Genomic DNA, 20464 nt, shown 5'->3' with positions numbered 1-20464 from the left:
GTGTTACGGGCGACCTTCACCGGCTCGTCGTACGTGGGCGTGTTCGCCCGCGCCATCGACGACCTCCTGTTGGTCCGGCCGGACGTCGACGAGGAGCTCGCCGAGTCGCTCGGCGAGGAGCTGGGCGCCGAACCCCTCCTCACGACGGTCGGCGGCGCCAACACCGTCGGCTCCCTCGCGACGGGCAACGAGAACGGCGTGCTCGTCTCCGCGCGGGCGACCGACCGGGAGCAGTCGCGGATCGCCGAGGCCGCCGACCGCGAGGTGGGCGAGCTCCCCGGCGAGATCAACGCGGCCGGCAACGTCGTCCTCGCGAACGACTACGGCGCCTATGTCCACCCGGACCTCCCGCGCGAGTCGATCGTGACGATCAGGGACACCCTCGGCGTCCCCGTGGAGCGCGGCGACCTCGGGGACGTCCGCACCGTCGGCACGGCGGCGGCCGCCAACAACGCGGGCGTCCTCTGTCACCCCAACTCGACCGAGTCGGAGCTGCAGGCGGTCGAGGAGGCGCTCGACGTCCGCGCCGACCTCGGCACGATCAACTACGGCGCGCCGCTCGTCGGCTCCGGCCTCGTCGCCACCGACGAGGGGTACGTCGTCGGCGAGGACACCACCGGTCCCGAACTCGGGCGCATCGAGGAGACGCTCGGGTTCATCGAGTGAGTCCGATTCCGTCACCCTCCGTCGTCTCCGAACCCGGTCTCTCCCGCGTCGATCCGAACCAGTCTGATGTCGCCGACGGCGCGACTCCTCCGGCCGTCGCTTCGCCGCTCGCGTGCTTCGGTGCCGATCGCGTATCCCCTCCGTATTCCGGTCGTAACCCCCGAACGAGGCGGATTCGGTCCGCGACTCGGCTCCTCGCTTTTTAGGAAGATACTTCCCTGTCCCTGCCGGATCGGAGAACATGAGTACCTACACGGTGAGTGGACGGTTCCAGAGTCGAGGCGACTACCAGCCGTTCACGAAGGAAGTCGAGGCCGAGAACGAGGACCTCGCCCGCGAGCGCATCTACACCACGGTCGGGAGCCAGCACAACCGGAAGCGCACCCAGATCGAGATCGAGGAGGTGACCGCGGCATGATGGGCGGCGGACAACAGCAGCTCCAGCAGCTCTCCCAGGAGCTCCAGGAGCTCGACGAGGAGATCGAGGTTCTGGAGGAGGAGATCGCCGACTACCGCGAGGAGCAGTCCGACATCGACGACGCGATCGAGGCCATCGAGACCCTCGACACGGGCGCGACGGTGCAGGTCCCGCTCGGCGGCGGCGCCTACGTCCGCGCCGAGGTCCAGGACATCGACGAGATCATCGTCTCGCTCGGCGGCAACTACTCCGCGGAGCAGAACGAGGAGGACGCGATCGACGTGCTCCGGCGCAAGCAGGAGGCGCTCGACGACCGCATCGAAGAGACGGAAGAAGAGGTCGACGAGCTCGAGTCCGAGAGCCAGGAGCTCGAACAGCAGGCCCAGCAGATGCAACAGCAGATGCAGCAGCAGCAGATGCAGCAGATGCAGCAGGGCCAGGACGACGGGGAGTAAGGTAGACCGTGTTCGACGGACTGAAGGACAAGCTCTCGGGGTTCCGCGAGGACGTCGAGGAGAGCACCGACGTCGAGGAGCCCGCCGAGGGCGACGAACCGGACGCGGACGAGACGCCCGCGAGCGACGGTGCTGACCCCGGAGGCGAGGGAGGCGCCGCCGCGTCGGCGGCGGCCGAGCCCGAGACGACGGACGACACCGCGGACGATTCCGACGACGAGCCCAGCACCTTCCAGCGCGCGAAGGCGTTCGCGACCGGCCGGATCATCATCGAAGAGGAGGACTTAGAGGAGCCGCTGTGGAACTTGGAGATGGCCCTCCTCGAGAGCGACGTGGAGATGAGCGTCGCCGAGCGGATCCTCGATACCGTCCGCGAGAAGATGCTCGGCGAGTCGCGCAAGCAGGTCGAGACGACGGGCGAGCTGGTCGAGTCGGCGCTCCACGACGCGCTCCTCGACGTGATCGCCGTCGGCCAGTTCGACTTCGAGGAGCGGATCGCCGAGGCCGACAAGCCCGTCACCATCGTCTTCACCGGCGTCAACGGCGTCGGGAAGACGACGAGCATCGCGAAGCTCTCCGAGTGGCTCGCCGACCGCGGCTACTCGTCGGTGCTGGCGAACGGGGATACCTACCGGGCGGGCGCGAACGAGCAGATCGCGGAGCACGCCGACCGGCTCGACCGGGAGCTGATCTCCCACGACCAGGGCGGCGACCCCGCGGCCGTCATCTACGACGGCGTGGAGTACGCCGCGGCGAACGACGTCGACGTCGTGCTCGGCGACACGGCCGGGCGGCTCCACACGAGCGACGACCTGATGGCGCAGCTGGAGAAGATCGACCGCGTCGTCGACCCGGACATGACGCTGTTCGTCGACGAGGCGGTCGCGGGCCAAGACGCCGTCAACCGCGCGAAGGAGTTCAACGACGCCGCCGAGATCGACGGCGCCATCCTGACGAAGGCCGACGCCGACTCCTCCGGCGGCGCCGCCATCTCCGTGGCGTACGTCACCGGGAAGCCGATCCTCTTCCTCGGTACCGGACAGGGGTACGACGACCTCACCCTGTTCGAGCCAGAGGCGCTCGTCGAGAGCCTGCTGGACGAGGAGTGAGCCGGCTTTTCTAAGCTACCCCTCGCCGACCATCCGCTCCTCCTCGTCCCACTCGCGCTCGCGCAGCTCGTACTTCTGGATCTTCCCCGTCGCCGTCGTGGGGAGCTCGGCGACGAACTCCACCTCGCCCGGCGTCTTGTAGTCGGCGACGCGTTCGCGCACGAACGTCTTGAGTTCCTCGGGCGTCGCGCCCGGGTCGTCGAGGTCGCCGCTCTCGGGGACGACGAACGCCTTCGGAGTCTCGCCCCAGCGCTCGTCTGGAGCGGGGATGACCGCGGCGTCTGAGACGGCGTCGTGCTCGAAGAGTGTGTCCTCTAACTCGATCGAGGAGATGTTCTCGCCGCCGGAGATGATGATGTCCTTCTTGCGGTCCTGGATCGAGACGAAGCCGTCCTCGTCGACGACCGCCAGGTCTCCCATGTGGTAGTACCCCTCCAGTCGCTCCGAGAACGCCGCCTCGGTGGCATCGGGCTTGTTCCAGTAGCGGTCCATCACCTGGTTCCCGCGGACGACGATCTCGCCGATCGTCTCGCCGTCGGCGGGCACGTCCTCCCCGTCCTCGTCGACGACGCGCACGTCGGTGCCGAGGTAGCCGATCCCCTGGGTCTTCTTCACCGCGAACCGGTCCGGCGAGTCCGCCTCGAAGTGCCGCTTCGCGTCCGAGGTGGTGATCAGCGGGCCGGTCTCGGTCGCGCCGTAGACGTGTTTGAGCTCCCAGCCGAACTCCCCTTCGACGGTGCGGATCGTCGCCTCCGGCGGCGCCGCGCCCGCGGTCGCGACCCGCACGTCGCTGTCGCCGGTCGTCGCGCCGCCGTGCTCGGCGTGGTGGTCGCCGAGCATGTTGAGCACCGTGGGGGCCGCACAGAAGTACGACACGTCCTCCTCGCGGATCCGGTCGAACGTCTCCGCCATGTCGACGCCGCGGGTACAGATGTGGCGGGCACCCATTCCGGTGATCGCGTAGATGTGTCCCCACCCGTTGACGTGGAACATCGGGAGCGTCCAGAGGTAGACGTCGTCGTCGGTGATCTCTTGATGGATCGAGATGAGGTACGCGTGGAGCGTCTCGGCGCGGTGGGTCCGACAGACGCCTTTCGGATCGCCCGTGGTCCCCGAGGTGTAGTTGATCGTGATCACGTCGTCCTCGTCCATCTCCGGGCGCTCGTAGGCGTCGGGGTCCGCGTCCGCGAGCGCCGCGTCGACCGACTCCCAGTCGCCGTCGACCGCGTCGACGTCGTTCGTGAGGAACGTCTCGGTCGGCACCTCCTCGCGGACCGCCTCGATCCGGTCGGCGTACTCGGCGTCGGCGTAGATCGCGTCGACGCCCGCGTCCGAGAGCATGTACGCGAAGTCGTCGGGCGTGAGGCGGTAGTTCAGCGGGGCGTGGACCGCGCCGACCTGCATCGCGCCGTAGGCCGCTTCGAGGTGGTAGTGTGTGTTCGGATCCAACACCGCGACGCGGTCGCCCTTCTCGATCCCGCGGGCCTGCAGGGCGGCCGAGAACCGATCCGCGCGCTCGCCGAGCTCGGCGTACGTGTACCGCGTTCCGTCTGTCGCGAGGACGGCCTCCTCGTCCGCGTAGTGCCGGCGGGCCCGGTCCAGGAAGTCGGTCGTCAGTAGCGGTTTTCGCATCAGTTTATCACTATTTATGATTGATAAAAGCGTTTGCGGCCGACGCAAGCAAGCCACGGGACGGCGTCGTGGTTTCCCTCGTCCGGCTCCGGCGCCCTCCGTCTCGGCGACTCGGGGTGTGGGGTCGGTGTTCGGAGCGTCGGGGCTCGGCACCTCGCCCCGGGAGCGGGGGTTTACACGGCGCCCACGCTACAGGGAGACCATGAGCGACGGATCCGGTCGGACGACGTTCGCCGAGGAGTACGTGGTTCCCATCGCGGGGCTGATGGCGCTGCTGTTCGCCCTGATGGCCGGACTGACCGCCGGTCGCGCGATGTCGGGCGACCCCGCCGACGCCGCGCTCCCCGTCGCGTTCGCCATCGGTGCGCTCGCCGCGATCCGGATCCGCGGGCGATACGCCGCCGACTGACGCGAACGTCGTCGCCGTCAGGGCAGAGGACCCCGCCGAATTCGGGGGATTCCGCCGCGATCGGTATATAAGTCGCGCGTGGCCGAATCGCATACGGGCGACGGGATCAGAACCCTTAACAGTCGCAACGGGTTTTGATATGATAGCGGGATGGGATAGCCAGGAGATTCCGCCGGGCTCATAACCCGGAGATCGGTAGTTCAAATCTACCTCCCGCTACTTCTGGCAGGTCGTTGCCCTCGTAGCGTCACCGCTCCCGTTCTGACCCGCCGTCACCCCGAACCCGGAAGCGATTTCCGTCGCGCTGTCGTTTCCTCGCGTATGGATTACGAATCGAGCCTCGACCGCGCGATGGAGGAGGTACCGGACCTCGGCGGCTCCGACGAGCGGCTGTCGGTGCCCGACCCGGAGACGCAGAAGGACGGCGCGTTCACCCGACTGACGAACCTCTCGGCGATCGCCGACGCCCTGAGCCGCGAGCCAGAGCACGTCCACTCGAAGATCCAGCAGGAGCTCGGGACCGCCGGCCAGTACGAGTCGGGACGCGCCCGCTACAGCGGGAACTTCCGCGAGCGTGACTTCCAGGCCGCGGTCGACTCGTACATCGAGTCGTTCGTCACCTGCTCCGAGTGCGGCCTCCCCGACACCCGGCTGGAGACCGAGAACCGCACTCCGATGCTCCGGTGTGAAGCCTGCGGGGCGTTCCGACCGGTCGCGAAGCAGAACACCTCGAACACGCAGCGTCAGGAGGAGGCCATCGAGTCCGGGAAGACGTACGAGCTCGAGATCGTCGGCACCGGCCGCAAGGGCGACGGGGTCGCCGAGCGCGGCGAGTACACCGTCTTCGTTCCCGGCGCGCAGGAGGGTGAGACGGTCAAAGCCTACATCAAGAACGTCTCGGGGAGCCTCGCGTTCGCCCGCCGAGAGGACTGAACGACCGGGCCGATCCGGCTTAGGCGCGGCCTAGACGCCGCGTCCACGCGAACGCGGCGTGAGCTACCTCACGCGCCCGATGACGACCCGGTGTCCGGTCTCCTCGGCGTGTGTTCGCTCCAGCGCGGTCGCGTCGTCGCCGGTTCCGAACAGGCGTTCGACTGGACACTCCCGACAGACGACGTGGTACTTCGGTTCGTTCTGTGCGGATCGCATGAACGTCGCCACGGCCTTTTCCGACGTAGTTACACGCACCGTACCCGCGGTTAAACGAGACGTTATCCGGCGGTATCGGGACGCTCGCCGCCGAGATCGACCGGAGCCGCCAGCGCTCAGTCGCCGCCGGCTCGGCGTTCGAACCGATCGAGCGCGAGTCCGAGCATGTCCGGGCTCACGGGCTGGTACTCCTCGCGCTCGTGTTCCGGGAGGTACTCTCGGACGCTGTTCCACGACTCCCGGGCGTACCGCGCGTCGAGCAGGACGCGAACCCCGCGTTCCTCCGGGCCGCGGATGACCCGACCGACGGCCTGTCGGGCCTTCCGCACCGCCGGCACCGTGAGCGCGGTCTCGAACCCGGAGTCGAACCGGCGGTCGTAGGCGGTTATCACGGCTCGGGTCCGCGGTCGCGCCGTGTTGATGATCGGGACGCCACAGACCACGGCGGCCGACAGGCGGTCCCCGCGGTAGTCGACGCCCTCCGTGAGCGTCCCGCGGAGGCTCGTCACGAGCACCTTCCCCTCGCCGGCGAAGAAGTCGTCCTTCAGCGACTCCGTGGCCCGGTCGCCGGAGGACTCGTCGAGCAGGACGGGCTTGTCCAGCCGCTCCGCGAGCGACTCCGCCATCCACGTCGCCTCCGCGTAGCTCGGCGTGCCGACGAGGACGTTACTCTCGTGGGCCGCCACCGTCGCCGTTGCGTCGAGGTACGCGAGGCGGGTGTCGTTCTCCTCGTCCGGCGCGCCGCGGTTCTGGTGGGTGAATTTGGGCGCGTCGACCGCGAAGCTCGCGCGGTTCGGTTCGGGGAAGGATAGGCCGTACGTCCGCTCGACGACGGGCCGTCCCCGCGCTTCGAGGTGGTCGAGCCCGGTCACCTCGCGGAACACGTCCATCGGCTCCAGCGTCGCGCTCATGAGGACACCGCCGCCGAACTCGGCGAGCCGGTCGCCGATCGGCTCGCTCGGGAGGCAGTTGTACAGCGCGAGGCTCGCGTTGTACGCGCGCCGCCACGAGTCCGGCGGTTCCGTCTCGTCCCACGTCCGTTCCAGGTCGATCGCCCGGAAGAACTCCTCGTGGTCCTCGCGGTACCAGGCGTTGAGGGTGCGCCCGACGCCGGGCGCGGCCCGCTGCTTGTCCTCCTCCTCCAGCGAGTCGAGCGCGCGCTTGACGACCGCGCCGACCTGCTGTGCGCGCGCCCAGACGCGGTCGCCGTACCCCTCGCGCTTCGCCCACGCCGTGATCTCGTCCTCGGCCGGCTCCTCCGGGTCCCGGAGGGCGATCTCGTCGTCGTCGAGTTCGCGCATCGACGCCCGCCAGTCGGGGCGCTCGCGGTCGAGCCGTTCGGTCACCCGCCTGTCGAGCTCGCCGCGGAGGTCGGCGTAGAACTCCCGGACGGAATCGATCTCCTCGACGGTCACGTCCGCGTCTTCCAGTTCGCCGCGCACGAGTTCGGCGTCGTCCGACTCGGCGCCTGCCGATTCGAATGAGAGCGGCTGGACGACGCGGGTGAGTTCGTTCTCGGCGTCGCGGAGGCTGGCGTCGGCGACCGCGTCGCTCACGAGGTCGCGGACGCGCGGTTCGAGCATGTGCGCCTCGTCGCAGACGACGAACGTCGCGTCGTCTAAGAGCGCACCGGTGAACGTGCCGGTCGTCACCGGGTCGAACGCGTGGTAGTAGTTGCCGATGACAACCTCGACCTCGGGGACGAGCGCGCCCATGATCGAGTGCGGACAGGAGCCGTGGCCGGCGGCGAGCCGGACCAGTTCGTCGCTGTCGACGTGGCCGAGCTCCGTCACGTCGAACGGGACGGCCTCCGCGGGATCGCCGTCTTCGGGGAGGTCATCGAGGAAGCCGGCGTAGAACGGGCAGAACTCGGTCCCCTCGAACTCCTCGGTGTCCGGCCGGTAGGGGGTCGGCTCGCCGTCCACGGAGAGGTAGTCGGCGGCGTCGGCGTCGTCGCCGGGCGAGCCGGCATCGCGTCCCGAGTCCATCAGTCCCACCTGCTGGCTCCGCGCCTCGCTCACGAGGTTCGACGTCGTCGTCGCGCCGCCGTCGCCGACGAGGTTCCGGGTGCGCTCGCGGAGCCCCTCGCAGCGCTCGTACACGTTCTCGCGGTCGATCCCGCCGCGGTTCTCGCGGGCGTAGGGGCAGACGTCGGCCTTCCCGACTAGCGTCAGGCCGGAGACCGGGTCGAAGTCGCTCGGGAGGTCGTCGTTTATCGTCCGCAGGTCCGTCTCGAACTGTCGGAGCTGCTGTTTGACGCTCGTGAGGACGAAGACGCGCTCGAAGTCGGAGTCCGGATCGCGGACGCGGTCGAGCCCGGCGGTGAGCGCGAGCATCGTCTTGCCAGTCCCGCACGCGCCCTCCAAGGCGAGGAAGCCGCCGTCCTCGGCGGCGTCGACGGCGGCGTCGATCCCGTCGGCCTGCTCCGGATACGGCTCTGCGTGGCCGAAGATGTCGGCCCACGGCGGGGGGTCGGTCACTGTGACGCCGTAGCTCCCCATCGGAGTTAAACCTTGAGAGAGCGGGGCGGCCGCGGGGCGTTCCGACCGACGCGCGTCGGTCGATCCCGCCTCACCCGACGATGTCGTGCAGGTCGGAGAGCCGCTCGATCTCCCAAGTCGGCCAGACGTTCAGCTCCCAGTCGCGGCGGTGGGGGCGACGGATGAACGCGGAGTCGATCCCGGCGTTCTCGGCCGCGCGCACGTCGGACTCGTTGTCGCCGACGAACAGGGCGTTGCCGGCGTCGAGGTCGCCGAGCGCCTGCTCGATGTAGTGGGGGTTCGGCTTGCGGAGCTGGAGCGAGTGGATCGTGGGCTCGCGGCCGTAGGCGGCACCGAACCGCTCGAAGCCGTCGAAGTGCTCCACGAGGAAATCGACCGTCGCCTGCTGGTTCGAGGAGACGATTCCCATCTCCACGTCGAGGTCCTCCAGCTCGTCGAGGTCGTCGTACGGGGTCTTGCGCCCCTCGCGCGCCTCCTGCTGTTGGGCCTTCGAGACCACGTCGTCGCGGGTCCGCCAGAACGACCCCGGATCGAGGTCGTACGTCTGACAGACGGTCCCCACGCTGCCGGGGGTCGCACCGATGGTCATGCGCTCTACGTCGTCCGGATCGGGCTCCTCGATGCCGCACTCCTCGAACGCGTTCCGGGTTGCGTCCCGGAGCACGTCGAAGCGCGTGCGGCCCACGAGGACACCGTCGTTGTCGAACACGACGGTATCGTACGTCATACAGTCCGGAGTCGCCCAGCAGTTAAAAGGGTTTCACCACCGCTCCGTCGTGACCGTCGGCTCTTTTATATACATCCGCCGCCCGTCCCGCGGTATGCGCGTCAGCGTCATCGGCGGCAGTTCGGTCTCGTCAGCGACGGCTGCGGTCGCCGAAGATCTGGGAACAACGCTCGCGAACCGGGGCCACGCGGTCGTCTGCGGCGGCCTCGGCGGCGTGATGGAAGCGGTCTGTCGCGGGGCGCGGGAGGCCGGGGGGGAGACGATCGGCATCCTCCCGACCGACCGTCGGGCGGACGCCAACCCGCACGTCACGGTACCGATCGCGACGGGGATGGGCCACGCGCGCAACGCGCTCGTGGTCATGAACGGGGACGCCGCGGTCGCGGTCGACGGCTCGCACGGCACGCTCTCGGAGATCGGGATGGCGCTCGCGCAGGGCCGCCCGGTGGCGGGGCTCGACACGCACGACGCGGCCGGCGTGGAGGCGGTCGAAACCCCCGTCGAGGCGGTCGACTACGTCGAGGACGCGGTGCGGTAGAAACGGAACCGAGCGGCTGCGGCCGCGCTACCAGGTGTCGTGGAACGTGTCGAACTCGATCGAGTCGAGCGGCTTCTCGCCGATGGCGGCCTCGTACTCGCCGGGCGTCAGCATCGGCTTGTGGAACCGCGGGCCGTCGTCGGTCGTGATCCGGGGGCAGCCGGTGTTGACGAACGCGTCCATGTCGAAGTTCCGGAGGCGGTCCGGCGTCACCTCGTCCATCGTGATCAGGTAGGCGTTCTCGTTGTTCTCGACGATCTCCTGGGCCGTCTCCCAGCGTCCCTGCCCGATCTTCGTACAGAAGATGACGCCCCACTTCTCGGCGCCCATCGCCTTGTGGACGGAGGCGTAGCGCTGCTTGAGGAACTGGTCGTGCTCGGCGACCGAGACCGCGTTGTTGACGGGGTCGGCGATGACCACGCGCTTCTCCGGGTGCTCCATCGCGAGCCCGACTGGGTGGAACTTCCCCCCGCCGACGTACAGCACCTGATCGGCCGGAATATCGGCGGAGGCGTAGTTGCAGCCGAGCACCTGCCCCTCCTTGGTGAGCCGGTCGTCGCCGCGTCGGGTGTGGACCTCGTAGCCGCGCTCTTCTAACCAGTCGGTCATCTCCTCGAACCGGTTCATATGCTGGGCCGTGGTGACGAGGCCGACATCGGGGTTCTCCTCGGGGTCGTCGAGCTCTTCCGCCAGCGCGTCCTCCATGATCGGGAACGGGTCGACGTTCGAGAACAGCGGGACGTAGACGATGCTGTCGGACTCCTTCATCGGCGTGTGGCCGAAGTGGACGAACACGTCCGTCCGGCGCATCAGGTAGGTGTCGAGGTCGCAGGCGCCGTAGCAGGGCTGGCCGGAGAGCATGAAGGTGACGTCGTCGGGCGCGACCTCTCGGAGGTCGTCGGCGACCTTCGGGCCGCGGCGCTTGAGCCCCTCGGGGAACTGGAGGCCGACCTTGGAGGCGTCGCGTTCCTCGATGGCCTCGACGATCCGGTCGAGTTCGTAGTCCCACTCGCGGTCGTGTTTCAGGGCCATCCCCGTCTTGGTGAGGTCGCCTTCCGTGGAGCCGCTCATGAACTCGATTTACGCGGGGGGACGGTTAAACGGCGCGCTCGGCGGTCATTCTCGTGATCGTTCGGGATCGAGTGCGGTCGAACCCTGCCGCGGCCGACGGATACAACCCCCGAGCCGACGAACCGGGGAGCCATGAGCGACATTCCGCTGGAACACGTCCACGTCGCCCCCGACGACGCCCCCGAGAACGCGCCCGCCGTCTTCGTGCTCCACGGCCGCGGCGCCGACGAGGAAGACCTGCTGCCCGTCGCGCGACACCTCCCGGACGACCTGCACGTGATCAGCCTTCGAGCGCCCGACCCGCTGCAGGGCGGGTACACGTGGTACGAGCTCGACCTCTCGGCCGGCGGCCTCGAATCGAGTCAGCCGGACGCGGCCGACTTCCGACGCAGCCTCAACTTGGTCGCCGAGAGCGTCGACGCCGCGACGGAGGCGTACGCCCTCGACCCCGACCGGATCGGCCTGCTCGGCTTCAGCCAGGGCGCGATCACGAGCCTCTCGCTCGTCTTGGAGGCGCCGGACCGCTACGCGTGGGTCGTCGCGCTCCACGGCTACCTCGCGGACGCCCACGCCGACCTCGAACCCGACGGGATCGAGGGCAAGCCGGTGTTCGTCGGCGCCGGGGCCGGTGACCGCGTGATCCCCGAGTCGCGCTCGGCCGCCGCCGCCGACCGCTTCGAGGAGATTGGGGTCGCTGTCACCCGCGGCAGCTACCCGGGCGGCCACGGGATCGGTCAGGAGGAACTGACCGATGTCGTCGCGTTCGTGGAGTCGCAGATCGAGTGAACGAGCCGGAAGACCCGGGACCGATCCCGGGGAGCGCCCCCGGCTCCGGCAGGTTGAAACCGGTTCGTCTCGAAGAACAGCCATGAGCGTCGAACACGCCTCTCCCGACGAACAGGCGACTATCGAGGACCTCGGCCGCCAGCTCGGCGATCGGATCGCCCAGACGCAGGAGTACGAGCGATTCGAAGAGGCGCGCGAAGCGGTCCAGCGCGACGAGGAGGTTCAGGCGAAGATCGACGAGTTCGAGCAGCTCCGCGCGGAGTTCATGCAGGCCCGAGAGACCGGACAGGCGACGAACTCGGGGCTCCAGAAGGTGCAGGCGGCGCAGGACGAGCTCCACTCGATGCCGGTCATGCGGGAGTTCCTCGACGCGCAAGAGGAGCTGAACGACACCCTCGAGACGGTCAACGAGGCCATCTCGGAACCCCTCGCGGTCGACTTCGGCGGCGAGGCCGGCGGCTGCTGTCAGGACTGACGGCCGACCCGACGGACCGTCGCATCCACTTCTTTTTCACACATAGCGACGCAGTCCGGCGCGTGATCGCAGTCGCCGGCGGCAAGGGCGGCAGCGGGAAGACGACCACGACCCTCGGGCTCGCCCGGGCGCTGTCGCGGCGGGGCGAGCTCGCGGTCGCGGTCGACGCCGACTGGGACCTCCCGAACCTCGCCCGACTGGCGTCCGAGACGAGCGACGGCGCCGCGACCGGCGGAAACGACGGCAGAACCGTCGTCGACGCGGCTCGTGACGGATTCTCGCCGGACCGCTCGGGCCCCGCGGTGATCGCCGCGCCGGACGACGCCGAGACCGTCGACCCCGCCCCGACGTTTGAGGCGCTCCGGAACGCGGTCCCCGACGACGCGCCGACGCTCCTCGACTGCCCGGCGGGCGCGTCGCCGGACGCCGCGGCCCCGCTCCGCGCCGCCGACCGGTCGCTCCTCGTGACGCCGCTCCGGCGGTCGGCCCTGCGCGACGCCGTCAAGACGGCCGCGGTCGCGCGGCGGCTCGACTGTCCGCCGCTCGGCGTCGTCGCCGTCCGCGCGTCGTCCGTCCCGGAGCCGGTGGCCGACCTGCTCGGTTGCCCCGTGCTGGGTCGGATCCCGTCCGCGGCGCCGGCACCGCTCTCGGACCCGTCGGTCGAATCGGCGTACGACGACCTCGCGAGGCGACTCGCTCGCGAGCACGGGGCGGAACGGTGGCGCGTCGCGTGACCGTCGACCTCGACGCCGATCCGCCGATCGGCGGGCACCGACAGAGCCAAACCTCCGGAGACGGCAGTGCTCGTATGGAGCCGCTCCCGACGGGGGTCTCGGTGCTGGACAGGGAGTTCGGCGGCGGGATCCCGAGCGGCAGCCTCGTCGCGCTGACGGCCGACCCCGCCAGTCAGTCGGAGCTCATCCTGGACCGGTTCTCGCGGGTCCGGGAGTGTCGATACCTGACGACGGTGCGCTCGGCCGACGCGGTGGAGGCGAGCCTCACGCTCGACGACGGGGACGACGAGAGGGTCGTCCGGGACGCGACGGGTGACGATCCGTTCGGGACCGTACTGGACGCGGCCGCGGAGCTTCCCGACGAGGGAACGGTCGTCGTCGACTCCGTGGGACCGCTGGAGGCCGGCGACCGCGAGGGGTACGGCGAGTTCCTCGGCGAGCTCCGTCGGCACGTCAACGACGCCGACGGGCTCGCGGTCCTCCACGCGCTCAAGGGCGCGGCGGCGGACCGGAACCGAATCGTCACCGAACAGGTCGCGGACGTCGTTTTCGACCTCCGCACCACCGTGACCGGAACCGAGATCGCGAACCGCCTCGTCGTGCCCAAGTTCCGCGGCGGCGCGGCGTTAGAGGAGCCGCTCAAGCTGAAGCTCACCGACTCTGTGTCGGTCGACACGAGCCGGGACATCGCGTAACGCGGCCGCGCGTCCCTCGCTCCGAATCACAGCGCCGCGCTCGCGGCGACGACCGCCACGCCCGCGAGCACAGCGGCGATTCCCCAGTTCCGCGGCTCGTCGAGCGTCCCGTACGGACCGCCCTTCCGCGAGAAGAGGTAGACGGCGTACACCGCGAGCGGGGCGAGCGTCGGTAGCGTCCCCACCTCGACGACGCCGACGACGCCGGACAGCAGCGCGACCGCGATCGTCGCCGCCCCGGCGCTCGCGGCGACGACAAGGTCGTCGCGCGCGCGTTCGATCTCCATCTCAGCCGCCCTCCGCGTCCCTTTCGGTCGCCCGGTCGCGTTCCATGTCTCTGGCTGGGTCGAGCGTCGTTCAAAAGGGATCGATCTTCCTCGGGTCGGGAGGCCGCGGATCGAGCGTTACTCCTCGTCGAGCTCGTCGACGATCTCGTCGGCGTCGACGTCGACGTCTTCGAGCGCGTCCTCGATGTCGCCCGCGCCGGCGCCGCCCATGCCGCCCATCATACCGCCGAGGCCGCCCATCCCGCCGCCCTCGATGACCTCCTCGACCACGACGCGGTCGAGGTCGAGCCGGCTCATGAGGTCCTGCGCGATCTGCTGTTTCTGGAACATCCACTGCTGGTTCATCTGCATCGCCTGCGTGGCCGTCACGTACAGCACGTCCTTCTCGACTTCCTCGGTCTCGACGGTCTCCTCGCCGTCGTCGTCTTCGGTGACCGTCTCCTCCTCCTCGGTGACGGTCTCGATGCGGACCTCGGGCGCCTCCTGGAGGTGCATCCCGAGCATGCCGGCGGCCTGCTGCTCGCGGTCGTCGATCTTCTCGAGGATCTCGTACTCGTACTCGAGGTCCTCGCCGGCCAGCGGGTGGTTGAAGTCGACCCGGGCGCGGCCGCCGATGATCGTTTCGAGGTACCCCTGCTGGTTGTCGATCTGGACCTGCGCGCCGGGGTACCGGCTGTCCTCGGGGATCCTGTCGGCCTTGACCGTCTCGACCTCGTCGGGGTCGTACGCGCCGAACGCGTCCTCGGCGGGCACGTCGACGACGCCCTCGTCGCCGACCTCGGCGCCGACGAACGCCTCGTCGACGGCCGGGAAGACGTGGCCGGCGCCGAGCGCGATGACGCGCGGCTCGAACTCGTGCTCTTCGGTGTCGATCTCGGCCTCCTCGGCGGTCTCCTCGTCGGTGGTGTCGATGACCCGGCCGTCGTCGGCCGTTCGGATCGTGTACGCGACCCGCACGAAGTCGCCGTCCGCCAGTCCGGCGCTCTCGGTCTCGGCTTCGGTCTCGGCCTCGTCGGCGTCCTCGGCCGCGTCCGCTTGCTCCTGATCGCTCATACCCTGAACGTCACCTGTTACACCCTTAAGGCGCACGGTTCGACGCGGCGGCGGCCGCCTCGCGCCGGAGTCCGCGTCCCGCGGCGCTTAAGAACGCGCCCGGCGGATTCCGGGTATGTTCGAGGTCGAGATCAAGGTCCCGGCCGACGTCGACGCGGTCCGCGAGCGCCTGCGCGAGGCCGGCGCCGAGCGCGTCGACGCCCGCCGCCAGCGCGACGCCTACTACGACGCGCCGCACCGCGACTTCGCCGAGACGGACGAGGCGCTCCGGGTGCGCCGCGAGGCGCCGCTCCCGGACGGGATCGATTCGAGAGCGGCCGAGGCGAACGACCGCGACTCGCCCCCCGAAACGACCAAGATCACGTACAAGGGGCCGCTGCTCGACGAGGAGTCGAAGACCCGCGCGGAACACGAGACCGAGGTGGCCGACCCCGAGGCTGCCGCCGGAATCCTCTCTGGGCTCGGCTTCGAGTCGGCGGCGACCGTCGAGAAGCGACGCGAGTTCTGGGCGTACGACGGGTTCACCGTGACCCTCGACGCGGTCGACGGCGTCGGCGAGTTCGTCGAGATCGAGCGAGCGGTCGACGACGAGGCCTCGATCGAGGCCGTCAGGGACGACGCCCTCGACGCGCTCGACCGGCTCGGGCTCGACGGCGCGGAACAGGTCCGCACCTCCTACCTCGGGCTGTTGCTGGCGGGCGGAGACGCGAGCGACGCGGACTGAACCCCGCCCCGGCTACTCGTCGCCGTCCGGCCGCTTCTCCGAGAGCGCGGTCCGGTCGAACTCGCAGACGAGCACGTCGTCGCCGTCCTCGACGAGCTTGAACGCCTCGACGTGCATCGTGACGACGCCGCGCTCCCCGTCGCTCGTCTCCCGCTTGTCGGTGACGGTCGACCGCGCGCGGATCGTGTCGCCGTGGAACACCGGGTTCGGGTGCTCGACGTTATCGTACGAGAGGTTCGCGACGATAGTGCCGTCCGTAGTCTCCGGGATCGACACGCCGACGGCGAGCGACAGCGTGTACAGCCCGTTGACGAGCCGCTCGCCGAACTGGGTCTCCCCGGCGAAGTCGGCGTCGAGGTGGAGCGGCTGCTGGTTCATCGTCATGTCGCAGAAGCGCTGGTTGTCGGCCTCGCTCACCGTCCGCCGCCGCGCGTGTTCGATCGTCTCCCCGACCTCGAACTCCTCGTAGTAGCGTCCCGTCATGGACCGACCCTCTACCCGACGCGGCAAATCGGTACCGCTCCGGCCGGTCCGGTTACTTATGTCCGGCCGCGAGGATCCCCCGACATGGCCCGACGAAGCCTCTTGTTCTCCCCCGGCGACCGCCCGGAGCTCATGCGGAAGGCGCCGGCGACGGGCGCGGACGTCGTCTGCTTCGACATTGAAGACGCCGTCGCCCCCGATCGGAAGGACGAGGCCCGCGCCGCCGTCCGCGGCGTGCTCGCGGACCCCGACTTCGACCCCGACGCCGAGGTGTGCGTCCGGCTCACGGCGTCGGACCCCGGCGTCGACCTCGACGCCATAGTCGCGACGGACGCGGGGGACGCGTCCGCGCCCGGTCGGGCGCCCCGCCTCGACGCGGTCATGCTCCCGAAGGTCGAGGACGCCGACCGCGTCGAGCGCGCCGCCGCGCTCTGTGCCGACCGCGGGCTCGATCCGGCGGTGTTCGCCTTGGTCGAGACCGCGGGCGGCGTGCTCGCCGCCGAAGCGATCGCCGACGCGGCCGCGACCGACGCCCTGATCTTCGGCGCCGAGGACCTCGCCGCCGACCTCGACGCGACCCGCACCGACGAGGGGACCGAGATATTGTACGCCCGCGAGCACGTCGTTCTCGCGGCCGGAGCGGCCGAGGTCGACGCGCTCGACACGGTGTACACGGATTTCTCCGACACCGAGGGGCTCCGCGAGGAGACGGCGTTCGCGCGCACCCTCGGCTACGACGGGAAGCTCGCGATCCATCCGTCGCAGGTCGACCCGATCAACGAGGCGTTCACGCCGGACCCGGACGAGATCGAGTGGGCGTCGCGCGTGCTCGACGCCCGCGACGAGGCCGATCGCGAGGACCGCGGCGTCTTCAGCGTCGACGGCGAGATGATCGACGCGCCGCTGGTCGCGCAGGCGGAGCGGATCGTCGAGCGGGCGGCGGCCGCGGGGATCGACGCGCGGTAGCGACCCTGTCCGCCCCCGATCGCGCTCGCCGCGTCCCGCTGATCGTCCGTCACAATTAACCCCGACCCCCGGGGAAGTTCCCCCATGACCGATCAGGCGAACCCGTTCGAGAGTCTGCGGGAACAGGTCGACGACGCCGCGGCGCACCTCGACGCCCCGCCGGGCGTGCTCACCCGACTGAAGAACCCGGAGCGGCTGCTGGAGACGAACCTCACGTTCGAGCTCGACGACGGGTCGCTGGAGACGGTCCGCGCGTACCGGTCGCAGTTCAACGGCGACCGCGGGCCGTACAAAGGCGGAATTCGGTACCACCCGGGCGTCACCCGCGACGAGGTGAAGGCGCTGTCCGGGTGGATGGCGTACAAGTGCGCCGTCGTCGACGTGCCCTACGGCGGCGGGAAGGGCGGGGTCGCGATCGACCCGAGCGACTACTCCGAGAGCGAGCTGGAGCGACTGACGCGCGCGTTCGCGACGGAGCTCCGGCCGCTCATCGGCGAGGACCGCGACATCCCGGCGCCGGACGTCAACACCGGCCAGCGGGAGATGAACTGGATCAAAGACACCTACGAGACGCTGGAGAACACGACCGCGCCCGGCGTCATCACCGGGAAGGCGCTCGACTCGGGCGGGAGCGAGGGACGCGTCCAGGCGACCGGCCGCTCCGTCGCGCTCGCCGCGCGCGAGACGTTCGACTGGCTCGACCGCGACCTCGCGGGCGCGACCGTCGCCGTACAGGGATACGGTAACGCCGGCTCGGTCGCGGCCGCCCTCATCGACGACCTCGGCGGCGACGTGGTGGCCGTCTCGGACTCCTCCGGCGGGATCCACGACCCGGACGGGTTCGACCCCCGAGCCGTGAAAGCGCATAAGACGGAGACGGGCGCCGTCTCGGGCTACGGCGACGGCGCGTCGATCACGAACGAGGAGCTGCTGACGCTCGACGTCGACCTGCTCGTCCCCGCGGCGCTGGAGAACGCGATCGACGGCGATCTCGCCGCCGACGTCGCGGCCGACGTGATCGTCGAGGCGGCCAACGGCCCGCTCACCCCCGACGCCGACGACGTCCTCGTCGAGAAGGCCGTCTACGTCGTCCCCGACATCTTCGCCAACGCCGGGGGCGTCACCGTCTCGTACTTCGAGTGGGTCCAGAACCGACAGCGGTTCAGCTGGACGGAGGAGCGCGTCAACGAGGAGCTCGAACGCGTGATCACGGAGGCGTTCGACGGGATCGTCGAGGCGTACGAGGGCCGCGACGTCCGGGACCTCCGCACCGCCGCCTACGTCGTCGCCATCGGCCGGATCGTGGACGCCTACGACCAGGCCGGCAACTGGCCGTAACGGTCCGCGCTCACCCGCTCGGTCGAGCGGTCACTCCAGCCGCGCGCCGCGGACCTCGACGTGGCCGCGGTCCCCCTCCCACACCGCGTCGTACTCGAACTCGATCCGGCGGTCCATATGTGGCCCGTCGACGACGTACGTCTCGAACTCCCCGCCCTCGCCTAGGGGGTGAACCCCGTACTCCTCGCGCAGGTCGAGCAGCTCCGCGAGCGCGTCCGCGTCGTAGCGCCGGCCGAGCCACGACTCGTCGAGCCCGTACGCCGCGACTTGCACGATCCGAATCTCGAAGCCGGCGTCGAACATCGACTCCGCGAGCGCGACCGGGTCCTCGCCCCACAGCGGGGCGAAGAGGTCGATCCCGAGCCGGTCGCACATCGCCCGGATGCGGCTGGTCTGGTACTCGCTCTCGACCGCGCCGGCGGTGACGCCCGCGAGGTCGACGTCGTCGCTCGCCGCGAGCTCCCGGAGCGCCGCCTCCATCGGCTCCAGCTCGGCGTCGCCCTGCGCGCCCGCGTCGTCGACGTCGTCCGCGCCGAAGTCGTCGGGCGAGACCTCGACGAGGTCGATCCCGACGCTCTCGGCCGCGAGTCCGGCGAGCTCCGTCGCCGGCGTGTGGTACATGTACGAGTCGCCCGCGGGGTGGACGGTCAGGAGCCGCGAGACGTCGAGGCCCGCCTCCAGGGCGCGGTACAGCGCCCACGAGGAGTCCTTTCCGCCCGAGAAGAGGCTCACCCAGTCGTCGGTCATTGGCGGGGGCACGCCCGGAGCGCCTAAAGCGTCGGCGGTCCGGGACCGATCTCAGTCCGAGATGAACTCGTTGTCGCGCCAGTTGACGCCGCCGTCGCCGTCGCCGGCGCCCTGCGGGCTCTCGACGACCTCGATGCTCGCGGGCCGCGGCTCACCCTCGACGATCCGCGTCGCTTCGAGCTCGTCGTTTTCCTCGGTGATCGCGGTCAGCGTCCCCTTCTCCGAGAGCTGCGCCAGCTCGCGGAGCACGAGGAACATCGGGTACTGGAGCGCGGAGTTCTGGAGGACGGTCTCGCGGTCGCCCTTGAAGCAGGCGAACTCGACGAGCTCTGACGGGATCTCCTCTTCCTCGTCGTCCATCCACTGCGGGCCGCCCGCCCGCGGCGGCTCCTCCTCCCAGACGCGCGTCTCCGTGACGGACGCCTTCAGCTGGGCGGTCGGCGTGTACTTGCTGATCGACTCGTCGTCGGACAGGGCCTTGATGATGAGGGTGTTATTTCGACGCGTGATATCGATATCGTCAATCTCCGGGGGGAGGTCTGGGTCTTCTTCGAAGTACGTCTCCACGTCTTCGAGGGGCAGTTCGAGCGTCGAATGAAGTCTGAACACGCGGCCTGTCATTGTTGGTTGGGTGAGATGGGTCGAGACGGTCGGCACGGCGGCAGCGGCAACGACTGCACGTGGTTCAATTAGGCACCGTAGGTTTATATGGCCTGCCCTTCGACGCTCAAGATCGGGCATCGACACGCCCGGCGATGGCGCCGGGACCTACTCCGCATCGGGACCTACTCCGCGCCGAGCTCGGCCGCCAGTTCGCCGCGCTCCTCCAGCTCCGCGAGCACGTCGCTGCCGCCGACGAACTCCCCGTCGACGAACGTCTGCGGGATCGTCTCCCAGCCGCTCTCGGCCTCCAGCGCTTCGCGGTAATGGTCGAGCGCGGGTAGCACGTCGACGGTCTCGAACTCCTCGACGTGCTGACCGATCAGCTCGACGGCGCGCTGCGAGTATCCGCACTGGGGCATCAGCCGGTTCCCCTTCATGAACAGGACCACGTCGTTGTCTGCGATGGTGTCCTGGACGCGCGCTTCGATCTCGTCGGTGTCCGCCTCGGACTCGGGCTGGAACGTCATGGGCGTCAGTACGCGCCGCCGCGGCAAATGGGTTCCGCACGGGACGAATGCGAACGGGGGAGCAGAAGCGGGATCGGTCGTCTACGAATCATCGAATGCTGATCAGCGACCGACTCCGAGGTCCTGGTCGATCGGTTATCGGTCGACGCCGGTGACTCGGCGGTGAACACCTCCAAAGCCCCAGTCGCGAGGACTCGCGCGACTCGCTGTGCGCCTCGCTCAGTCGCTGGCGCTCCTTCGCTGCGGTGCTTGCGTCGTCGTGCTTCGTCCTCGCGACTGCCCCTTTGAGTCCCGCCCCACACCGCTCCGCACAGCACCTCACGCCTCCCCAGCCTCGTCGCTGGCGCCGACGGCGCCAGCGACTCCCTCGC

Annotated in this window: 25 protein-coding genes and 1 tRNA gene; 15 read left to right on the top strand and 11 right to left on the bottom strand. The window is 69.7% G+C overall.

The features are described from left to right. From SD626R_RS05140 to ftsY, 4 genes are all read left to right on the top strand, one after another. Positions 1–666, top strand: a complete 666-nt coding sequence (locus tag SD626R_RS05140; RefSeq protein WP_092564413.1) for a translation initiation factor IF-6 — start codon at positions 1–3, stop codon at positions 664–666. Positions 667–907: 241 nt separating this feature from the next. Beyond that, positions 908–1084, top strand: coding sequence for a 50S ribosomal protein L18Ae (gene rpl18a, locus SD626R_RS05135; RefSeq protein WP_092564411.1), 177 nt, complete (start codon positions 908–910; stop codon positions 1082–1084). Further along, positions 1084–1539 (top strand): prefoldin subunit alpha, encoded by a 456-nt coding sequence (gene pfdA / locus SD626R_RS05130; protein ID WP_092564409.1) that lies wholly within the window; start codon positions 1084–1086, stop codon positions 1537–1539. The genes rpl18a and pfdA overlap by 1 nt, the downstream gene beginning before the upstream one ends. Before the next feature lie 8 nt (positions 1540–1547). Beyond that, entirely contained in the window at positions 1548–2648 is a 1101-nt protein-coding gene (gene ftsY, locus SD626R_RS05125; RefSeq protein WP_092564407.1) for a signal recognition particle-docking protein FtsY, read from the top strand. Positions 2649–2663: 15 nt separating this feature from the next. Here ftsY and SD626R_RS05120 read toward each other — a convergent pair whose 3' ends face one another. Beyond that, positions 2664–4280: a long-chain-fatty-acid--CoA ligase gene (locus SD626R_RS05120; protein WP_092564405.1), complete on the bottom strand. Its 1617-nt coding sequence runs from the start codon at positions 4278–4280 to the stop codon at positions 2664–2666. Positions 4281–4482: 202 nt separating this feature from the next. On the opposite strand from SD626R_RS05120, the gene SD626R_RS05115 reads away from it, so the two are divergent. The 3 genes from SD626R_RS05115 (at position 4483) to SD626R_RS05105 (ending at position 5622) form a co-directional block, all read left to right on the top strand. Continuing rightward, positions 4483–4689 (top strand): hypothetical protein, encoded by a 207-nt coding sequence (locus SD626R_RS05115; protein WP_092564403.1) that lies wholly within the window; start codon positions 4483–4485, stop codon positions 4687–4689. Between the two features lie 144 nt (positions 4690–4833). Continuing rightward, positions 4834–4908, top strand: a tRNA-Met gene (locus SD626R_RS05110). A gap of 102 nt (positions 4909–5010) precedes the next feature. Further along, positions 5011–5622 (top strand): translation initiation factor IF-2 subunit beta, encoded by a 612-nt coding sequence (locus SD626R_RS05105; protein WP_092564401.1) that lies wholly within the window; start codon positions 5011–5013, stop codon positions 5620–5622. A 63-nt stretch (positions 5623–5685) separates the two neighbouring features. Here SD626R_RS05105 and SD626R_RS16725 read toward each other — a convergent pair whose 3' ends face one another. The 3 genes from SD626R_RS16725 to SD626R_RS05095 all read right to left on the bottom strand — a co-directional run bounded on the left by SD626R_RS16725 (position 5686) and on the right by SD626R_RS05095 (position 9066). Further along, positions 5686–5838 carry a hypothetical protein gene (locus SD626R_RS16725; RefSeq protein ID WP_176697273.1) on the bottom strand — a complete coding sequence of 51 codons (153 nt, stop codon included), beginning with the start codon at positions 5836–5838 and terminating at the stop codon, positions 5686–5688. Positions 5839–5954: 116 nt separating this feature from the next. After that, entirely contained in the window at positions 5955–8318 is a 2364-nt protein-coding gene (locus SD626R_RS05100; RefSeq protein WP_092564554.1) for an ATP-dependent DNA helicase, read from the bottom strand. Between the two features lie 91 nt (positions 8319–8409). Then, complete coding sequence (locus tag SD626R_RS05095) at positions 8410–9066, bottom strand: HAD family hydrolase (RefSeq protein ID WP_092564399.1); 657 nt, start codon at positions 9064–9066, stop codon at positions 8410–8412. A 94-nt stretch (positions 9067–9160) separates the two neighbouring features. Between SD626R_RS05095 and SD626R_RS05090 the strand changes: the two genes are divergently transcribed. Beyond that, entirely contained in the window at positions 9161–9604 is a 444-nt protein-coding gene (locus tag SD626R_RS05090) for a TIGR00725 family protein (protein WP_092564397.1), read from the top strand. A 27-nt stretch (positions 9605–9631) separates the two neighbouring features. Here the strand turns inward: SD626R_RS05090 and dph2 are convergent, their stop codons facing one another. Then, the gene (dph2, locus tag SD626R_RS05085) at positions 9632–10675 is read right to left on the bottom strand and encodes a diphthamide biosynthesis enzyme Dph2 (protein WP_092564395.1); all 1044 of its coding nucleotides are present in this window, start codon (positions 10673–10675) and stop codon (positions 9632–9634) included. Positions 10676–10807: 132 nt separating this feature from the next. On the opposite strand from dph2, the gene SD626R_RS05080 reads away from it, so the two are divergent. The 4 genes from SD626R_RS05080 to SD626R_RS05065 all read left to right on the top strand — a co-directional run bounded on the left by SD626R_RS05080 (position 10808) and on the right by SD626R_RS05065 (position 13365). Further along, positions 10808–11461: an alpha/beta hydrolase gene (locus SD626R_RS05080; RefSeq protein WP_092564393.1), complete on the top strand. Its 654-nt coding sequence runs from the start codon at positions 10808–10810 to the stop codon at positions 11459–11461. An 82-nt stretch (positions 11462–11543) separates the two neighbouring features. Next, complete coding sequence (locus SD626R_RS05075; RefSeq protein ID WP_092564391.1) at positions 11544–11936, top strand: YlbF/YmcA family competence regulator; 393 nt, start codon at positions 11544–11546, stop codon at positions 11934–11936. Between the two features lie 62 nt (positions 11937–11998). Continuing rightward, positions 11999–12670 carry a MinD/ParA family ATP-binding protein gene (locus SD626R_RS05070; protein ID WP_092564389.1) on the top strand — a complete coding sequence of 224 codons (672 nt, stop codon included), beginning with the start codon at positions 11999–12001 and terminating at the stop codon, positions 12668–12670. Between the two features lie 74 nt (positions 12671–12744). Continuing rightward, a complete protein-coding gene (locus SD626R_RS05065) occupies positions 12745–13365 on the top strand; it encodes an RAD55 family ATPase (protein ID WP_092564552.1) in 621 nt (206 codons plus the stop codon). 26 nt (positions 13366–13391) lie between these two features. Here SD626R_RS05065 and SD626R_RS05060 read toward each other — a convergent pair whose 3' ends face one another. Then, positions 13392–13652 (bottom strand): DUF8049 family protein, encoded by a 261-nt coding sequence (locus SD626R_RS05060; protein WP_092564387.1) that lies wholly within the window; start codon positions 13650–13652, stop codon positions 13392–13394. Between the two features lie 117 nt (positions 13653–13769). Continuing rightward, the gene (locus SD626R_RS05055; protein WP_092564385.1) at positions 13770–14705 is read right to left on the bottom strand and encodes an FKBP-type peptidyl-prolyl cis-trans isomerase; all 936 of its coding nucleotides are present in this window, start codon (positions 14703–14705) and stop codon (positions 13770–13772) included. A gap of 115 nt (positions 14706–14820) precedes the next feature. Here SD626R_RS05055 and cyaB point away from each other — a divergent pair, with 115 nt between their 5' ends. Continuing rightward, entirely contained in the window at positions 14821–15429 is a 609-nt protein-coding gene (gene cyaB / locus SD626R_RS05050; protein ID WP_092564383.1) for a class IV adenylate cyclase, read from the top strand. A gap of 12 nt (positions 15430–15441) precedes the next feature. Here the strand turns inward: cyaB and SD626R_RS05045 are convergent, their stop codons facing one another. Continuing rightward, positions 15442–15939: a MaoC family dehydratase gene (locus tag SD626R_RS05045; protein WP_342766104.1), complete on the bottom strand. Its 498-nt coding sequence runs from the start codon at positions 15937–15939 to the stop codon at positions 15442–15444. Positions 15940–15996: 57 nt separating this feature from the next. Between SD626R_RS05045 and SD626R_RS05040 the strand changes: the two genes are divergently transcribed. Both SD626R_RS05040 and SD626R_RS05035 read left to right on the top strand, forming a co-directional pair. Then, a complete protein-coding gene (locus SD626R_RS05040; RefSeq protein WP_092564379.1) occupies positions 15997–16878 on the top strand; it encodes an HpcH/HpaI aldolase/citrate lyase family protein in 882 nt (293 codons plus the stop codon). An 84-nt stretch (positions 16879–16962) separates the two neighbouring features. Beyond that, positions 16963–18216: a Glu/Leu/Phe/Val family dehydrogenase gene (locus tag SD626R_RS05035; protein WP_092564377.1), complete on the top strand. Its 1254-nt coding sequence runs from the start codon at positions 16963–16965 to the stop codon at positions 18214–18216. Between the two features lie 30 nt (positions 18217–18246). Here the strand turns inward: SD626R_RS05035 and SD626R_RS05030 are convergent, their stop codons facing one another. The 3 genes from SD626R_RS05030 to SD626R_RS05020 form a co-directional block, all read right to left on the bottom strand. Further along, positions 18247–18963: a diphthine--ammonia ligase gene (locus tag SD626R_RS05030; protein WP_092564375.1), complete on the bottom strand. Its 717-nt coding sequence runs from the start codon at positions 18961–18963 to the stop codon at positions 18247–18249. A 51-nt stretch (positions 18964–19014) separates the two neighbouring features. Beyond that, positions 19015–19584 (bottom strand): DUF7110 family protein, encoded by a 570-nt coding sequence (locus SD626R_RS05025; RefSeq protein ID WP_092564373.1) that lies wholly within the window; start codon positions 19582–19584, stop codon positions 19015–19017. A gap of 164 nt (positions 19585–19748) precedes the next feature. Next, positions 19749–20093 (bottom strand): glutaredoxin family protein, encoded by a 345-nt coding sequence (locus SD626R_RS05020; RefSeq protein ID WP_092564371.1) that lies wholly within the window; start codon positions 20091–20093, stop codon positions 19749–19751. Positions 20094–20464: the final 371 nt, after the last annotated feature.

This window comes from Halorubrum sp. SD626R (assembly GCF_001261915.1).
GTDB lineage: Archaea > Halobacteriota > Halobacteria > Halobacteriales > Haloferacaceae > Halorubrum.
This window is presented reverse-complemented; position numbering and strand designations above follow the sequence as displayed.

Excerpts from the sequence above, each read along its gene's own strand:
- rpl18a (WP_092564411.1), top strand. The coding sequence starts at position 908 with ATGAGTACCTACACGGTGAGTGGACGGTTCCAGAGTCGAGGCGACTAC.
- pfdA (WP_092564409.1), top strand. The coding sequence starts at position 1,084 with ATGGGCGGCGGACAACAGCAGCTCCAGCAGCTCTCCCAGGAGCTCCAG.
- SD626R_RS05120 (WP_092564405.1), bottom strand. The coding sequence starts at position 4,280 with ATGCGAAAACCGCTACTGACGACCGACTTCCTGGACCGGGCCCGCCGG.
- SD626R_RS05115 (WP_092564403.1), top strand. The coding sequence starts at position 4,483 with ATGAGCGACGGATCCGGTCGGACGACGTTCGCCGAGGAGTACGTGGTT.
- SD626R_RS05105 (WP_092564401.1), top strand. The coding sequence starts at position 5,011 with ATGGATTACGAATCGAGCCTCGACCGCGCGATGGAGGAGGTACCGGAC.
- SD626R_RS16725 (WP_176697273.1), bottom strand. The coding sequence starts at position 5,838 with ATGCGATCCGCACAGAACGAACCGAAGTACCACGTCGTCTGTCGGGAG.
- SD626R_RS05095 (WP_092564399.1), bottom strand. The coding sequence starts at position 9,066 with ATGACGTACGATACCGTCGTGTTCGACAACGACGGTGTCCTCGTGGGC.
- SD626R_RS05090 (WP_092564397.1), top strand. The coding sequence starts at position 9,161 with ATGCGCGTCAGCGTCATCGGCGGCAGTTCGGTCTCGTCAGCGACGGCT.
- dph2 (WP_092564395.1), bottom strand. The coding sequence starts at position 10,675 with ATGAGCGGCTCCACGGAAGGCGACCTCACCAAGACGGGGATGGCCCTG.
- SD626R_RS05080 (WP_092564393.1), top strand. The coding sequence starts at position 10,808 with ATGAGCGACATTCCGCTGGAACACGTCCACGTCGCCCCCGACGACGCC.
- SD626R_RS05075 (WP_092564391.1), top strand. The coding sequence starts at position 11,544 with ATGAGCGTCGAACACGCCTCTCCCGACGAACAGGCGACTATCGAGGAC.
- SD626R_RS05065 (WP_092564552.1), top strand. The coding sequence starts at position 12,745 with ATGGAGCCGCTCCCGACGGGGGTCTCGGTGCTGGACAGGGAGTTCGGC.
- SD626R_RS05060 (WP_092564387.1), bottom strand. The coding sequence starts at position 13,652 with ATGGAGATCGAACGCGCGCGCGACGACCTTGTCGTCGCCGCGAGCGCC.
- SD626R_RS05055 (WP_092564385.1), bottom strand. The coding sequence starts at position 14,705 with ATGAGCGATCAGGAGCAAGCGGACGCGGCCGAGGACGCCGACGAGGCC.
- cyaB (WP_092564383.1), top strand. The coding sequence starts at position 14,821 with ATGTTCGAGGTCGAGATCAAGGTCCCGGCCGACGTCGACGCGGTCCGC.
- SD626R_RS05040 (WP_092564379.1), top strand. The coding sequence starts at position 15,997 with ATGGCCCGACGAAGCCTCTTGTTCTCCCCCGGCGACCGCCCGGAGCTC.
- SD626R_RS05035 (WP_092564377.1), top strand. The coding sequence starts at position 16,963 with ATGACCGATCAGGCGAACCCGTTCGAGAGTCTGCGGGAACAGGTCGAC.
- SD626R_RS05030 (WP_092564375.1), bottom strand. The coding sequence starts at position 18,963 with ATGACCGACGACTGGGTGAGCCTCTTCTCGGGCGGAAAGGACTCCTCG.
- SD626R_RS05025 (WP_092564373.1), bottom strand. The coding sequence starts at position 19,584 with ATGACAGGCCGCGTGTTCAGACTTCATTCGACGCTCGAACTGCCCCTC.
- SD626R_RS05020 (WP_092564371.1), bottom strand. The coding sequence starts at position 20,093 with ATGACGTTCCAGCCCGAGTCCGAGGCGGACACCGACGAGATCGAAGCG.